11 protein-coding genes are annotated in these 15,109 nt (G+C 56.9%); 5 read left to right on the forward strand and 6 right to left on the reverse strand.

Going from position 1 to position 15,109, the window contains the following annotated elements:
• Positions 1–56: 56 nt before the first annotated feature.
• From LBR61_05505 to LBR61_05525, 5 genes are all read left to right on the forward strand, one after another.
• On the forward strand, positions 57–731 hold the full coding sequence (locus LBR61_05505) for a cyclase family protein (protein MDR1731532.1): 675 nt from the start codon (positions 57–59) through the stop codon (positions 729–731).
• A gap of 798 nt (positions 732–1,529) precedes the next feature.
• On the forward strand, positions 1,530–1,991 hold the full coding sequence (locus LBR61_05510; GenBank protein MDR1731533.1) for a recombinase family protein: 462 nt from the start codon (positions 1,530–1,532) through the stop codon (positions 1,989–1,991).
• Positions 1,992–2,152: 161 nt separating this feature from the next.
• Positions 2,153–6,133 carry a response regulator gene (locus LBR61_05515; protein ID MDR1731534.1) on the forward strand — a complete coding sequence of 1,327 codons (3,981 nt, stop codon included), beginning with the start codon at positions 2,153–2,155 and terminating at the stop codon, positions 6,131–6,133.
• Between the two features lie 66 nt (positions 6,134–6,199).
• The gene (locus LBR61_05520; GenBank protein MDR1731535.1) at positions 6,200–8,371 is read left to right on the forward strand and encodes a methyl-accepting chemotaxis protein; all 2,172 of its coding nucleotides are present in this window, start codon (positions 6,200–6,202) and stop codon (positions 8,369–8,371) included.
• 26 nt (positions 8,372–8,397) lie between these two features.
• Positions 8,398–9,225: a radical SAM protein gene (locus tag LBR61_05525; GenBank protein ID MDR1731536.1), complete on the forward strand. Its 828-nt coding sequence runs from the start codon at positions 8,398–8,400 to the stop codon at positions 9,223–9,225.
• Positions 9,226–9,307: 82 nt separating this feature from the next.
• On the opposite strand, the gene LBR61_05530 is transcribed toward LBR61_05525, so the two are convergent.
• The 6 genes from LBR61_05530 to LBR61_05555 all read right to left on the reverse strand — a co-directional run bounded on the left by LBR61_05530 (position 9,308) and on the right by LBR61_05555 (position 15,063).
• Positions 9,308–10,267: a nitronate monooxygenase gene (locus LBR61_05530; protein ID MDR1731537.1), complete on the reverse strand. Its 960-nt coding sequence runs from the start codon at positions 10,265–10,267 to the stop codon at positions 9,308–9,310.
• A 59-nt stretch (positions 10,268–10,326) separates the two neighbouring features.
• Positions 10,327–11,031, reverse strand: a complete 705-nt coding sequence (locus LBR61_05535) for an ABC transporter ATP-binding protein (GenBank protein ID MDR1731538.1) — start codon at positions 11,029–11,031, stop codon at positions 10,327–10,329.
• Positions 11,031–11,801: an ABC transporter ATP-binding protein gene (locus LBR61_05540; protein MDR1731539.1), complete on the reverse strand. Its 771-nt coding sequence runs from the start codon at positions 11,799–11,801 to the stop codon at positions 11,031–11,033. Before LBR61_05540 ends, LBR61_05535 begins: the two co-directional genes overlap by 1 nt.
• On the reverse strand, positions 11,802–12,827 hold the full coding sequence (locus tag LBR61_05545) for a branched-chain amino acid ABC transporter permease (protein ID MDR1731540.1): 1,026 nt from the start codon (positions 12,825–12,827) through the stop codon (positions 11,802–11,804).
• 10 nt (positions 12,828–12,837) lie between these two features.
• Positions 12,838–13,740, reverse strand: coding sequence for a branched-chain amino acid ABC transporter permease (locus LBR61_05550; protein MDR1731541.1), 903 nt, complete (start codon positions 13,738–13,740; stop codon positions 12,838–12,840).
• Between the two features lie 144 nt (positions 13,741–13,884).
• Entirely contained in the window at positions 13,885–15,063 is a 1,179-nt protein-coding gene (locus LBR61_05555) for an ABC transporter substrate-binding protein (GenBank protein ID MDR1731542.1), read from the reverse strand.
• Between the last annotated feature and the right edge of the window lie 46 nt (positions 15,064–15,109).

Consider the following 15,109-nt stretch of genomic DNA (forward strand, 5'->3'; position numbering starts at 1 on the left):
TGGCGCAGAAGTGAACTGGTGCAGAATTTGGTCAAATTTTGGAAGGAGGCAATATCATGGATCTGAAGAAAGTCAAGTATTACGATCTCTCGCACACCCTCTACCACAATTGTCCCGGCTGGCCCACGCACGCTCCCAACATCGTCGACGTGACCTATCATCAGGCGCTGCACGGCTACAACGCGGAAACTCTCACCTTCAACACCCACACGACGACTCACATCGACGCCCCGTACCACTTCTACACGGAGGAGCCTTCAGTGGACCAGCTCTCCCTGGACCACTTCGCCGGCCCCGCCGTTTTCGCCGACCTGCGCGGCAAAGCGAAGCTGGACGGTCCCATTACGGCGGACATGCTGAAGCCCTTCATGTCGCAGGTGGAAAAAGGCGACATTTTCCTGATGAATACGGGCTGGTGCGAGAAGCGGGGCTTTACCGAGGAGTATCTCCATCAGTGGCCCTATCTCGACGGTTCGGGGGCGGAGCTTCTGATTGAGGCCGGAGTGCGGGCCGTGGGCAGCGACTCCCTGAGCATGGGAGGCTGGGGTTCCCCGGAAAAAGCGAACCCCTGCCATCTGGCCCTGCTGAAGAAGCACATCGTCCTCATCGAGGAAATGTACTTCCCTGAGGCCGTCATGGACGGAAAAAAACGCTTCGTCACCGCGTTTCCCCTGAAGATCGTGGGGGCCAGCGGCTGTCCGGTCCGTGTGGTGGCCTGCGAATTCGAGTGACTTTAATACTTTTAACTTTATAATTTTAAGCATTGCTTTTTATAATTCAACGCCCCGCCGGTTACTCTGGCGGGGTTTTTCAGCCTCCGGAGACTGCTGCCGGAAACGTGACGCGCTCTCGTCTCTCCTGCCCTCAATCTCTCGATTCTGATCTCTCGTTCTGGTCTTCCGGTTCCTGACTCTTCATCTCTGATTCTCAGGCTCTGACTCTCTCTGACTCTCAGGCTCTGTCTCTCGGTCTCTGTCTCCCAGGCTCTGACTCTCGGGGCTCTGCGGAACTCTGTTGCACTCTGCTGCTCGCTTCCGGCTGACTAATAAGATACCGGAGGCTTTAGAGATATTGAAGGGATTAATTACCTGTTTATTTTTGCGGAATTTATGCAAATTACGAAATAGTTTCCTCAACCTGTTTTATGTGAAAAAAATGAAAAAAACACTCTGTTGACATAGTTCTGACGCAACAAAACAGCAATCGTAAAATATTTTCATCTATTCTCTTGCCTGTATGGAGAGAAAGTTTATAATATTACATGAGTAGAGACTTACATGCTTCGGAAAAACCCGCGCTCGAACGAAGGAATTGAACTTCGGCTTCAAACCTGAAAACTGTTGATGAGATAATATTATTCTCATTTGCGCCAGGGGTGGAAGGAGGTTTTTCGCGCGGGCAGGGCGTCTTCCGATGATGTGATGTACAATATTTAAAAATGCGTTATTTTTACGTAATTTTTGTTTTAATTAAGTTTGTTTTGATTAAGTACGTGGGATTATAACAATTTTTGGACAGAGGTGTTCGACATGGAACTTAGCAAAGGCACTGCAGAAAACCAGGATCTCATGATGTCCCCCACAGAAATTCTGGGAGATGAGGAACTGACGGCCAGAATTCAGAGGTTGTCGGAACGGACGAGCCTGTCCGCTCATGACCTTCTGGTGAAATGGCTGCTTCAGGAAGAAACGCTGCTCTCGGTCATTCGGGGGACGGAGGGGAACATGCTGCGGTTCATCGCGGGTCGTACCGACGATCCCAACTCCGATTTCGACTGGATTCCGGAGGAGCTGATGGACGCCGATGCCTATAAGGATCCCGAATACCGGAAAAAAATTCTGAAGAATATCAAGAAATTTAGAAAAGAGGGCAAAACCTTTACCCAAATCGCCGCGTTTTTTAACACCAATGGCGTGCCGACGCTGAGCGGAGCGGGACAGTGGTACCCCAGTTCGGTATCCCAGCTGCTGAAGGCGGGCAGACCCAGGTAAAAGAAGTTTCATTTGATCAGCTGCTTCCAGGCAGTTATAATTTGCAGGATGCTTCGTTCTGCAAACTGTTTTGTCGTCGAAGCCGGACAGGCGGCGCAGGGTTCTTCCCTGTGGCCCGCAGGACGTAAGAGGGTCTCATCATCCAGGGGAGGCGCAGGGGTGTGGAGAAGTTCATGAATTATGCGGGCCGACTGACGAAAAAATTTTTGGACAGCTTTAGTCCCGGCCTGAGGGCAAAACTCATTCTCATCTTCCTCCTTGTAAAGGTAATTCCTCTGATTTTGCTGGCGATTCTGGCCTGGAGGCAGCTTGTGACGCTTGGAAATTCCCTGCGGGACCTTGCCGTCAGCGATTCCACCGTGGCCCTGAACGACAGCGCCGTGGAAAACATCGAACGCATGTCCACGGATACGGCCCAAAGGGTGGCCTCCTTCCTCTACCGACGGGACGACGACATCCGGCTTCTGGCGAACCTGGATCCCACGGAAAAGAATTATCGCAATTTCCTGCAGAGTCGGAAAAGCAAACTCGTGAGAAAAGGGAAATGGGACCTCGCTCCGGATGGAATGTCCTGGCTGCGCGTGGATGAACCTTCCCCGGACGTGGGGGGCGGGAAGTCCACGAACTCCGAAAACAACGACGTGGTCAACGGCGCGAGCTACCACTATCGCCGGCCGGAAAACTTCGTGTACGACGACGTTCCTCTTTATGACGAAGCGACCTTTATCGATCTCGACGGACATGAGCGAATCAAAATCGTCGATCCCGGCTCCAACAAAATTCATCATCCCATGAATCCGGACCGGATGGACGTTTCACAAAAGAAAAACACCTACATCGGCTCGGAGACCTATTTTAAAGAACTGGCCAAACTCAGGCCGGGCGAAATCTACGTTTCCGACGTGACGGGGGCCTATGTTCGGTCGCATTTCATCGGGATGTACACGCCGAAACAGATGATCTCAAACCTGATCAACGGGGAAATCACGGGGCTGAAAACCCTGGGGGACGGAAAGGGCGTCGCCTCTCTGATGAGCAGACTCCAGACCTTCAGAAGTGAGGAGCTCCCTCAAATTCCGGTGGAGGCGGAGGATTATCAGGAGCTCAACCGACGGACCATCGAGGCCGTAAACCGGCGTCTGGCGGAGATCGGAAAGGCCGCCGAAACCCCTGAACTGGCGGAACGGATTAGGGCCTTGATGCAAAAGACGGCGGGCGTCGCCTTTCACCCCGAAGAAGAGGCCTTCGCCGGCAAGGAAAACCCCAATGGCCGGCGCTTTGAGGGAATCGTCCGGTGGGCGACTCCGGTCACGGAGGACGGAACCCCGGAGGGCAAAATTATCGGTTACGCCACCTTTGCCCTGAACCACGATCACATCATGGAATTCGTCGACCACATCACGCCCATGTACTCCCGCTACACCGAGCTGCCCAACGCTTACGACGGGAACTACGCCTTCATCTGGGATTACCAGTGCCGGAGCATCTGTCACCCCCGGCACCACTCCATCGTGGGCTTCGACCCCGAAACCGGAGACCCGGAAATTCCCTGGCTGGAAACCTCGATTTACGACGACCTGCTGAATAAAATCGGCGGCGGCGGGCTGTCGGACCTCAAGGCGAAGTGGCCGGAACTCATCGACGAACCTCCGACCCTGAACCTTATCCGGGGACAGAAAACCTTTTTGAAGCAGTCCCGACAGAAGAAGCCCGCTCCCGACCTGACACGGGCGGGGCTGGTGGGGCTCGACGGGCGTTATCTCAACAACGCGCCTCAGTGTACGGGATGGATGGACCTGACGGGAGAGGGGGGCTCCGGCTCCTTCTATATTCTCTGGAGCGGGCTCTACAAGCTGAACACGGCGGCTGCGATCCCCTACTACACGGGACAGTACGCCCCTTCGGAGGCCAACGGCTATTCGAAGCGGGGTTTTGCCTTCGTGGCCATCGGAGCGGGGCTGGAGGACTTCCAGGCTCCCGCCAGAAAAACGGAGGGGACGCTTCGGGCGCTGATCGGCGACAGCCTTCTGCAAACCTCCCTGCAGCTCGTGGGCACCACTCTCGTCCTGATCGTTCTGGTGGTTTTCGTGGCCATCTGGACGGCGTCCTTCATCACCCACAACATCACCCTGCTCATCAACGGAATCTCCCGCTTCCGGTCCGGAGAGAGACAGTTCCGCTTCCACTCCGACGCGGTGGACGAGTTCGGCACGCTGGCGAACTCCTTCGACGAAATGGCCGACAGCATCGTCAACAGCGTGAACAGCCCCCTGTGCATCACCGACATGAACCTGCGCATCATTTATATGAACGAACCGGGGCTGAAAATGCGGAATACCACGCTGGAAAAGGTAGTGGGAACGGGTTACGGAGAGCACAGCGTCTATCCCTTCGGGTCCAGGTACTGTCCCATCACGGCCCTGAGAGAAGGCTACGAGGCGGAAGCCTATTATGTTGAGGAGTCTCATCAGTATCTCAAGGGCATCGCCCACTATTTCATGGACAAGGAAGGACAAAAAATCGGATATATCGTGATGACGACAAACGTCACGGAAATTCAGGTCGCCCGGGAGAAGGCCGAACAGGCCAACCGCGCCAAAAGCGATTTCCTTTCCAATATGAGCCACGAAATCCGGACGCCCATGAACGCCATCATCGGGATGACCGCCATCGGCAAATCGGCAGCCGACATCGAGAGAAAGGACTACGCCTTCGGCAAGATCGACGACGCCTCCACCCATCTGTTGGGGGTCATCAACGACATTCTGGACATGTCGAAAATCGAGGCCAACCGGTTCGAGCTTTCTCTCGCGGAGTTCGTGTTCGAAAAAATGCTCCAGAAAGTGGTGAATGTGATCAACTTCCGCGTGGACGAGAAAACCCAGAACTTCACCGTCCGCCTCGACCGGAACATTCCCCGGTCCCTCATCGGCGACGACCAGCGTCTGGCCCAGGTCATCACGAACCTGCTCTCCAACGCGGTAAAATTCACTCCGCCCCAGGGATCCATCCATCTCGACGCCAGCCTGACGGGCGAGGAAAACGGGCTCTGCACCATCCAGATCGACGTGAAGGACACGGGAATCGGCATCAGCGAAGAGCAGAAGTCCCGTCTCTTCACCTCCTTCGTTCAGGCGGAGAGCAGCACGTCCCGAAAATTTGGCGGCACGGGACTGGGGCTGGCCATTTCGAAGCGCATCGTGGAAATGATGGGAGGGAAGATCTGGATCGAGTCCGAACTCGGAAAAGGCTCCACCTTCTCCTTCACGGTACAGCTTCGGAAGGTTTCGGAAAAATACGAAAGTCCTCTGCGCCCCGGGGTAAACATGAAGAACATACGTATTCTTGCTGTGGACGATGCCCAGGAAATACGGGAGTATTTTGCTGACATTGCACAGCGTTTGGGGATTGTATGCGATACGGCCGACGGAGGAGAAACCGCCTTGGAATGCATCGACAAAAAAGGGCCCTACGACATGTACTTTGTGGACTGGAAGATGCCCGGTATTGATGGAATCGAACTCACGCGCCGTATCAAGGCGGACAGGGCGAACCGGTCCGTGGTGATCATGATTTCCGCCACGGAGTGGAGCGTCATCGAGCAGGACGCCAGGAAAGCGGGAGTGGACAAGTTCCTTCCCAAGCCCCTTTTCCCCTCCGACATTGCCGACTGCATCAACGAGTGCATTGGAACGGGCGCACTCCCTGCCGCGGAGGAGGACGCTCCGGAGGAAATGGAGATTTTCGAGGGACGGCGTATTCTCCTGGCCGAGGACGTGGAGATCAATCGAGAGATCGTGCTTACGCTGCTGGAACCCGCGAAACTGTCCATCGACTGCGCGGCAAACGGCATCGAGGCCGTGGAAAAATTCTCCGCCGCGCCGGAAAAATATGACATGATTTTTATGGACGTTCAGATGCCCGAAATGGACGGACTCGAAGCGACGCGCCGCATACGGGCTCTGGATTCGATCTACGCGAAACAGGTCCCCATCGTCGCCATGACTGCCAACGTGTTCCGTGAAGATATCGAAAAATGTCTGGAGGCCGGAATGAACGATCATGTAGGCAAACCCCTCGATTTCAGGGAGGTCCTGTCTTCTCTGCACCGCTACCTGGGGCAGCCCCGCGAAAAAAATTGAGGAGACCGCTCCGAATTTGGGGATTTTTTGGTTTTTTGGGATTTTTTGAGAAGAGAGGCGGAAAAAATGTGGCGTAACCTCAAAATAAGCTTCAAATTGCTGTTGGGTTTTGGCGTTCTTCTGCTGGTCTTTATTCTCGCGGTTTTCATCAGCTGGACCCGCATGGTGAGCGTTCAGACGGACAGCGCGTATCTGTCCGGCGAAGTCGTCCCCATCATGATGGAAACCACCGCGCTGGAGAGGGCCTCTTACGAGCTGTTCCTCGCCGTGCGCAAAATACAGTACGAGTTTGACGACTCGTCGTTGGAAGCGATCAAAACCACGATCGACGAGACTCAGAAGGTGCTGGACTCCATCGACGGTCTGGCCGCCAAATTCCCGGAGCTGCAGGTTCCGAAAGCCGTGAGGGAAAATTTCCTTCCCGCTTACACAGCCTACATCGATTCCGTCAACAAGACCATCGCCTATTCCACGGAAAAAAACAAAGCTTGGGACATGCTGGTGAAGGCGGGCAGTGGAATGTCCACCGTGGAGGGGAAGGTGATGGACAGCATTTTCACCGGAACGGAGAAGGTCGTTCAGTCCGCCGAGCCCGACGTCCTGTCGAAACGCCTGGAGCTGATTCGCAAGGGCTATGAAATGGCCAATACCATCGAAACGCTGCGGCGCTCCATTCAAAAGGCCATGGCGGACGAGGACATCAGCGCCATCGAGGGGACCTCCGAGCTGGTCAGCGTCATCGACAAAGACGCTTCCTATCTGGAATCCATCGCGGCCACCCCCGAAGACCAGGCCATGGTGAAGGATATGTGGAACAGCATCACGCTCTATAAGGACGGACTGAAGGCCTTCGTCGCCGCGCTCAAAAATTATCAGGCCCAGAACGCCCTGCGGACCCCCCTTATGGACAAGCTCAACAAAGCGGGGACGGATGTTACCTCCTTCGCCCAGAAACGGGTGAAAAGCGTCGCGGATGAAAGCGTGTCTCAACTGGGCAGCGCGATTTTCCTGCTTTTTGCGTCGATGCTGGCCGCCGTCATTTTGGGCGTTTTGATCGCGATCTTCATTTCCCGCAGCATCGCGAAGCCCCTGGCGACCATCGTCACGCTGGCCGGCCGGGCCGGGGAGGGAGACCTCACCATCGGCTACAAAGACTTCAACTATGAGGGAAAAGACGAACTGGGCGTTCTGTCCCTTTCCATGTCCAACATGGTGGAGGCCCAGGGCAAGGCCATGCAGCAGGTCGTCTCCGTGGCGGGACGGGTCATGGACGGCGCCAGCAACCTTTCCTCCATTTCTCAGGAAACCAACGCCTCCATGGAGGAGGTCAAGGCCTCCGTAGACCAGGTCGCCACCCTGAGCGAAAGCAACAGCGCCGCCCTGCAGGAGTGCAACGCCGGAGTGGAGGAAATGAGCGCCGGAGCGGACACCGTGGCCCGTTCCGCTACGGAGAGCGCCGCGTTTATCTCCCAGACCACGGAGGCGTCCAACAAGGCCATCCAGACCGTGGACGACGTCATCTCCGGAATGCGCAACGTGGACAAAAATTCCAAAGTGAGCGAGGAAAAGATCCGCAATCTGGTGTCTTCGGTGGAAAACGTCAGCAGCTTCGTTTCGGTTATTACGGGTATTGCGGATCAGACGAACCTTCTGGCCCTGAACGCGGCCATTGAGGCGGCCCGGGCCGGAGAGGTGGGACGGGGCTTCGCCGTGGTGGCGGAGGAGGTCCGGAAGCTGGCGGAGGAATCCGCCCGGGCGGCTCAGAGTGTGGGCAGCATCATCACGGAGCTGCAAAAAGGAGCCAACGAAAGCATCGACGCGACCACGGAGGCGGGACGTCTGCTGGGCGAGACCCTCACTCAGGCGGAACAGGCCCAGAAGGAGCTGGATCAGGCGCTGAAAGAGATCAACAAAGCCAACGACTCGATCCAGAACATCGCGGCGGTAGCGGAAGAACAGGCGGCGTCCTGCAAGGAAGTGGCCACGGCCATTGACAGCGCGACAAAATCCACGATGGAAATGGTGGAGACCCTGACGAACATTCGTCACGCCACGGACGAAACGGTGCAGGCGGCCCAGGGCGTCGCCGGCCAGTCCGAGGAAATGAGCGGCAACGCGGAAGATCTGACGAGTATTCTGGGACAGTTCCGAATTCCGCCGGACGAAACCTCCGTCGGGAAAAAAGCGGCGAAAGCCCCGGTAAAAACCTCGACTCCGGCCCTTAAGGCCTCCCGCTGAACCGGAGCCGTGACCGCGTCTCAAAAATGAATTACGAGGGAACGATATACCGGCCGCCGTCGGAGGCGGACAGTCTGCTGGTGCAGGTGACGATCGGCTGTTCATGGAACGCCTGCACCTTTTGCGACATGTACAGAGAGAAGACCTATCGCGTTCGCCCTCTGGAGGAGGTGCTGGCGGACCTTCGAGAGGCGGCGCCGTACCAGGACCGCTTCCGGCGGATTTTTCTCTGCGACGGGGACGCTCTGGGATTGCCCATGCCCTTTCTGACGGCAATCCTGAGGGAGATCCGGCTTCTGTTTCCCGGCCTGCGGGGAGTGCGGGCCTACGCCTCAGCCCGGAACGTGTTGGAGAAAACCCCCGGGGACCTGAAACACCTGGCCGAACTGGGGCTGGACATGGCTTATATCGGTCTGGAGTCCGGAAGTGACCGGGTTCTCGCCCTCGTCAACAAGGGCATCACCAAACGGGAAATGATCGACGGGGCCCTGCGGCTGAAGGAAGCGGGGATCCTTCAATCCGTCAGTATCATTGCCGGTCTCGGCGGCGAGGCGCTGTCCGAAGAACACATCCTGGAGACGGCGGACGCTCTGAACGCCATGCAGCCGGAATACCTGGGTCTGCTGGTTCTTCACTCGGGAGAAGATACGAGTCTTGCCCACCTTTACCGGGAGGAAGAAGACCCCCGACTTCCGTCCTTCCGTCTGGTTCTGGCGGAGGCGAAACTGCTGCTGGAGCATCTGGAACTGAAGAATTGCCTCTTTACCAGCGCCCACGTTTCCAACTATTTTTACCTGAAGGGGAATCTGCCCCGAGACCGGCAAAAACTGCTGGCTCAACTCTCTGCCGCCTGAAAAGATTGATTTTTCATGGCGCCATACCCTGTTGCAGAGGTCGGGCCCTCCTCGCGGGGAACGAGATCGGCAGGTTCTGGTATCAGCAGGCCCTTTCCAGCGCCTTCACCTTTTGCAACGCCCGTTCCGCCCCGGCCATGACGTCCTCCATGACCTGGCGCACCGTTTTTATTTCGTGGAGCATTCCCGCGATCTGACCGGCCTGAATGCTGCCGTTTGTCACATCTCCCTCCACGGCCCGAAGCAGGGAGCCCGTCAGGGGCTTCAGAAGCTCCGCCTCGTCCAGATGACGGCGAAGGCCCTCAAAATAGCTGTCCGTCAGCGAATTTCGGATACACCGCGTGGCGTTTCTCGTGTTCGCGCAGGTGACCACGCTGTCCGTCTCTTTGGCGGCCAGGACCTTTTCCTTGAAGGCCGGATGAACGGGGCACTCCTTCGTCGCGAGAAAAGCCGTCCCCATCTGAACTCCCACGGCGCCCATGGCCAGAGCCGCAAGGAATCCCCTGCCGTCCGCGATGCCTCCGGCGGCGATCACGGGAATACGCAGGGCCTCGGCAACCAGCGGGACGAGCGTCATCGTGGAGACCGTTCCGATATGTCCCCCGGATTCCTCTCCTTCCGCCACCACCGCCGTCACGCCCAGGGCTTCCACTTTCAGAGCGGCGTGAACGTGGGGAACCACCGAAAGAATTTTGCAGCCTCCGGAGAGCAGGTCCTTCACGTAGGGTTCGGGGTTGCCCGCCCCTGTGGTCACCACGGCGACGCCCTCTTCCAGGATCACGTCGACGATGGCCCGACAGTGGGGGTTGTTCAGCACGATGCTGACGCCGAAGGGGCGTTTTGTGCGCTCCCGTGCGGCCCTGACCTCCTTCCGGACAAAGTCGGCGTCCTGTGCGGCCGAGGCGATGATCCCCAGTCCACCCGCCTCGCTGACCGCGGCCGCGAACGTCCCGTTGGAAATATGCGCCATGGCCCCCTGGATGATCGGGAACTCGATTCCCAGCAGATCCGATAATGCCGTATGTATTTTCGTTTCCTCCACCTCCCGATTTTATGAACAAAAACGCCGTTTTTCAGTGGAGACACGTCCTCCTCAGGCTGTCAGCTGCCCAGATAGGCTTCCTTCACACGCGGATCGGTTAAAAGTTCCTGCGCGGAGCCGGAGAGACTGATTTTGCCGGTTTCCAGAACGTAGGCCCGACTGGCGATGTTCAGCGCCATGTACGCATTTTGCTCGACGAGCAGGATCGTGGCGCCGTTTCTGTTCATGGTCTGAATGACGCGAAAGATTTCGTCGATAATCAGCGGTGCAAGCCCCATAGAGGGTTCGTCCAGCACGACAAGCTCGCCCCTGGTCATCATCGCGCGCCCCACGGCGAGCATCTGCTGTTCTCCGCCGGAGAGCGTCAGAGAGGGTTGGTTGCGGCGTTCTCTGAGGCGGGGAAATCGGTCAAACACTTCGTCCATGTCTCTTTTGACGCCCGCGGGGTCCCTGCGCAGGTTTGCGCCCATCTTCAGGTTTTCCATGACGGTCAGGTTCGTGAAGATTCGGCGGCCTTCGGGAATGTGCGTGATGCCCCAGCCGACGATCTGGTGCGGCGGCTTGTTCGTGATGTCCCTGCCCTTGAATATAATCGATCCGCGGGAAGCCTTTTCCAAGCCCGTGATCGTGCGCAGCGTCGTTGTTTTGCCCGCGCCGTTGGAGCCGATCAGGGTTACGATCTCGCCTTCTTCGAGACAGAAGTCGATTCCCCTGACCGCTTTGATCGTGCCGTAGCTGACCTGCAGATCCTTCACTTCGAGCATCATAAGCTGCGTCCACCTCCGAGATAGGCCTCTATGAACTTTGGATTGTTTTGGACCTGCTCCGGCGTCCCTTCCGCGATTGTCACTCCGAAGTCGAGGACTTTGATGTATTGGGCGATACGCATGACCAGCTTCATGTGATGTTCGATCATGAGGATCGTCTTGCCGAGCTCAGTGTTGACGCGACAAATGAGTTGCATGATGTCGTCGATTTCGTTGGGGTTCATGCCGGCCGCGGGTTCATCCAGCAACAGGAGCCTGGGCTCCGTCGCCAGCGCGCGCACGATCTCCAGTTTGCGCTGTTCGCCGTAGGGGAGGTTTCGCGAAAAATAGTCGCGCCTGTCCTGCAAACCAAACATTTCAAGCAGATGCATCGCCTCGTCGGTGATGCGCTTCTCTTCGCTGTGATATTTTCCGGAGCGGAAGAGCGTGTTGACGAAACCATAGTCCGTGCTGCGGGTGTAGGCCATTTTAACGTTGTCCAGCACGGTCGCCTGACTGAACAGGCGGATATTTTGAAACGTGCGCGCCAGGCCCGCAGCGGTGAACTCGAAGGGTTTACAGCCCGTCATGGCTTTGCTGCCCACGTAGATTATGCCGCTGGTGGGCTGGTAAATGCCGGTGAGCATATTGAACACCGTCGTTTTGCCGGCGCCGTTCGGGCCGATGATGGCGTAAAGCTGTTTCTCCTCCATCTCAAGGCTGAAATCGTCCACAATCTGCAGGCCGCCAACCCGCAGCCCGATGCGGTCCGCTTTAAACACGCTCATTTATGGCCCCTCCGTTCCGACCCTGTTCCTCAATTTTTTCGGGATGAAATCGCGGAAGCCGATGTTCCGGATACCTCCGGTATTCATCCTCAGGAAGGCGAACTCCCTGCCGCCGAACATGCCTTCCTGACGGAACAGGATGATGACCACGAGCAGCAGGCCGTAGATGATCAGGCGCCAGTCTTTGATGGAGCGCAGGACCTCCGGCAGGATCGTCAGCACGGCGGCCCCGAGCATGGAGCCGCTGATGCTGCCCACGCCCCCCGCGTACAGGTAGACGAGGAAGTCGGTGGATTTGGTGTAACTGAACACGTCGGGATGCAGATAGCGCAGCGTATGCGCGTACATGCTGCCCGCGACGCCCGCGATGAACGCCGACAGCACGAACGCGACGATCTTGTAGCGCGTGACGTTGATACCCATGGTGTCCGCGGCGATTTCGTTATCGCGGATTGCCATGCAGGCGCGCCCGTAGGATGAATCGATGAAGTTTCGGCAAATGTAGATCGTGAGGATCACGAATGTATAAACCCAGAAGAACGTTGCCAGCCTGGGAACGCCTGTGAGGCCCTTCGCGCCGCCAACCACCGGCGTGATGCGGACGATGGCGCGAATGACCTCGCCGAAGCCCAGCGTCACGATCGCCAGATAGTCGCCCTTGAGCCGAAGCGTCGGCGTTCCCACCAGATAACCGCAGATCGCGGCGCAGACGCCGCCGAAGAACGTGGCCCAAAGGAACACGATCCACTGCACCGGTTCGGGCATCTTCGACGCTTTTAACAGGACGGTGGTCATCAGGGCGGCCATATAGGCCCCCACGGACATGAAACCAGCGTGCCCGATGGAGGACTGACCTGTGATGCCGGTGACCAGATTCAGCGACAGCGTCATGATGATGTTGATGCCGGCGAGCATAATGATCTGCATGATGTAGTTGTTGAGAAAGCCGGACTTCTGCAGACCAAACAGGATAAGAAACAGCAGCGGGATACAGATGATTTCAGAATGCTTTTTCAAACCTTCCATATCTTCGCCTCTAAACTTTCTCTATCATGGGTTTGCCGAGCAGACCTTCAGGTTTGAGCAGCAGAATGAGCACCAGTACCACGAACGAGAAGCCATAGGCGATTTCTGAATAGGCCGCGGAAATCATGATCTCCACCACACCCATGATAAAGCCGCCCAGCACCGCGCCGCGTATGTCGCCTATGCCGCCGACGACGGCCGCAATGAACGCCTTGTTGCCCAGCGTCGCGCCCATCGTGACGAGGAGGATGGGGTAGCTGCTGGCGTAGAACGCGCCGCTTATGGCGGCGAGCGCCGCGCCGATGAAGAACGTCACGGAGACCACGCGGTTGATATTGATCCCCATCAGGGCGGACGCGTCCTTATCGCAGGAAACGGCGCGCATCTGCATTCCGATTTTTGTTTTCATGACCACGAAGTAGAGGATGATCATGATGATGATCGACAGAACGATGATGACCAGACGCATGACGCTGAGCTGAACGTTGCCGGCAAAGAAGAGCCTGTCCTGCATCAGCTTCGGGAACGTACGGGGATTTGGCCCGACGAAGGGCAATGCGCGCAGCAGGTTCTGCGTAAAGATGGAAACGCCGATGGCGGCGATCATGCTGGAAATTTTGGGCCTGTTGCGGAGCGGTTTATAGGCGACGCGTTCCACACCCACGCCAATGAAGCCGGTGATGGCGGAACCGGTCCCGATCACCAGCAGAGCGACGGCCGGACCGATCATTATGTTGGCGAAGAAGATGCTCACGATAAAGAACACGGCGTAGGAGCCCATCATCAGAAAATCGCCGTGGGCCATGTTGATCATGCGAATGATGCCGAAAACCATCGTATACCCAATCGCGAGCAAAGCGTAAATGCTGCCGAGCTGCAGACCGTAAACCAATAGCTGCGCGAATGTGTTCAAAAAGAAAGCCTCCCGTTCTGTGGCCGGAAAAATTGGGGAATTGGGGACGGAAAAATTCTGGTCAGAAAAATTCTGGTCAGAAATATTGGGTCAGAAAAATTTGGCCTGGCGGTGTCCGTCCCGGCCAGGCCAACACAAAAAACCTCAGTTGAGGCTGATCGAATCCACGAACCGGGCGACGCCGTCTTTCACCTGAAGGATCGTGCCGCTCTTGACCGGATTGCGATCCTCGTCAAATTTGACATGGCCGGAGGGGAGCGTCATGTCGGTTTTCATCATGGCGTCGCGGATTCCGGGTCCGTCCAGAGTCTTTGCGGTCTGGAGGGCGTTGAGGACGATATGAGCGGCTTCATAGGCCATGGCGGAGCAGAAACTGGGGCGGTAGCCGGCCAGATCAGTGAAGGCTTTCACGAAGTCCTTTGCGCCTTCCGCGTCGGGGGAGAAGCCGGTGACGTAGTAGGCGCCTTCGAGCACGTCGCGGCCGACGAGGTCCGGCAGAGCCGCGTAGTCCCAGGAGTCGCAGCCGAGCAGCGTGGCGGTGATGCCCATGCCCCGGGCCTGCTGGAGCTGCAGCGGGATGTTCTCGATGTGGCTCGGGAAGAACACCGCTTCGGGATTCGCGTTTTTGATGAGCGTCAGCTGGGCGCTGAAGTCTTTAATTTCCTGACCGCTGAAGGCTTCCGCGGCCACAACTTTTCCGCCCAGATTTTTGAAGGCTTCGATGAAGGAATCGGTCAGGCCGGAACTGTAGGTGTCGGCGTTGTCGTAAAGAACGGCGACCTTGCGCACTCCGAGGTTGTCATAAGCAAACTTCGCGATGACTTTGCCCTGGAAGGGATCGATGAAGCAGGCGCGGAAAATGTAGTCGCCGACCTGAGTGACCTTGATATTGGTGCCGGTGTTGGTGATTTGAGGGATCTGCGCGGCCTGGCTGACCTCGCCGGATGCAATGGTGTCGCCGGAGTTGTTTGGGCCGACGATCGCGAGGACTCCATCCTGCTCAATGAGCTTCTGAACGGCATTAACAGAGATTTCGGGTTTCGCTTCGCAGTCCTCGATGACCCACGTGATTTTGACCTTCTTTCCGCCAATGTCGAGGCCGCCGACGGCATCCAGCTCTTTCTTCACCAGTGTAATGGCGTCCACCATGTTTTTGCCGTCCAGCGCCTGACCGCCGGAAATCGAGGCCACGAGGCCGATTTTGATCTCATCTGGAACGGCCCCGGCGGCCTCCGCGGGCGTCGCCATGAAACCCCCGCCCAACGTGGAACCGATCAGAGCCGCGACGAACAGCGCCAAAATGAAACACAAAGCCTTTTTCATTCTGAAAACTCTCCTTTTTTTTAATAATTGGGATTGATGAAAAGAA

The sequence above is a fragment of the Synergistaceae bacterium genome, assembly GCA_031272035.1.
In the GTDB taxonomy this organism is placed as follows: Bacteria; Synergistota; Synergistia; order Synergistales; family Aminobacteriaceae; genus JAISSA01.

Coding starts and splice junctions, on each gene's coding strand:
- LBR61_05505 (MDR1731532.1), top strand. CDS start 57: ATGGATCTGAAGAAAGTCAAGTATTACGATCTCTCGCACACCCTCTAC.
- LBR61_05510 (MDR1731533.1), top strand. CDS start 1,530: ATGGAACTTAGCAAAGGCACTGCAGAAAACCAGGATCTCATGATGTCC.
- LBR61_05520 (MDR1731535.1), top strand. CDS start 6,200: ATGTGGCGTAACCTCAAAATAAGCTTCAAATTGCTGTTGGGTTTTGGC.
- LBR61_05525 (MDR1731536.1), top strand. CDS start 8,398: ATGAATTACGAGGGAACGATATACCGGCCGCCGTCGGAGGCGGACAGT.
- LBR61_05535 (MDR1731538.1), bottom strand. CDS start 11,031: ATGCTCGAAGTGAAGGATCTGCAGGTCAGCTACGGCACGATCAAAGCG.
- LBR61_05540 (MDR1731539.1), bottom strand. CDS start 11,801: ATGAGCGTGTTTAAAGCGGACCGCATCGGGCTGCGGGTTGGCGGCCTG.
- LBR61_05545 (MDR1731540.1), bottom strand. CDS start 12,827: ATGGAAGGTTTGAAAAAGCATTCTGAAATCATCTGTATCCCGCTGCTG.
- LBR61_05555 (MDR1731542.1), bottom strand. CDS start 15,063: ATGAAAAAGGCTTTGTGTTTCATTTTGGCGCTGTTCGTCGCGGCTCTG.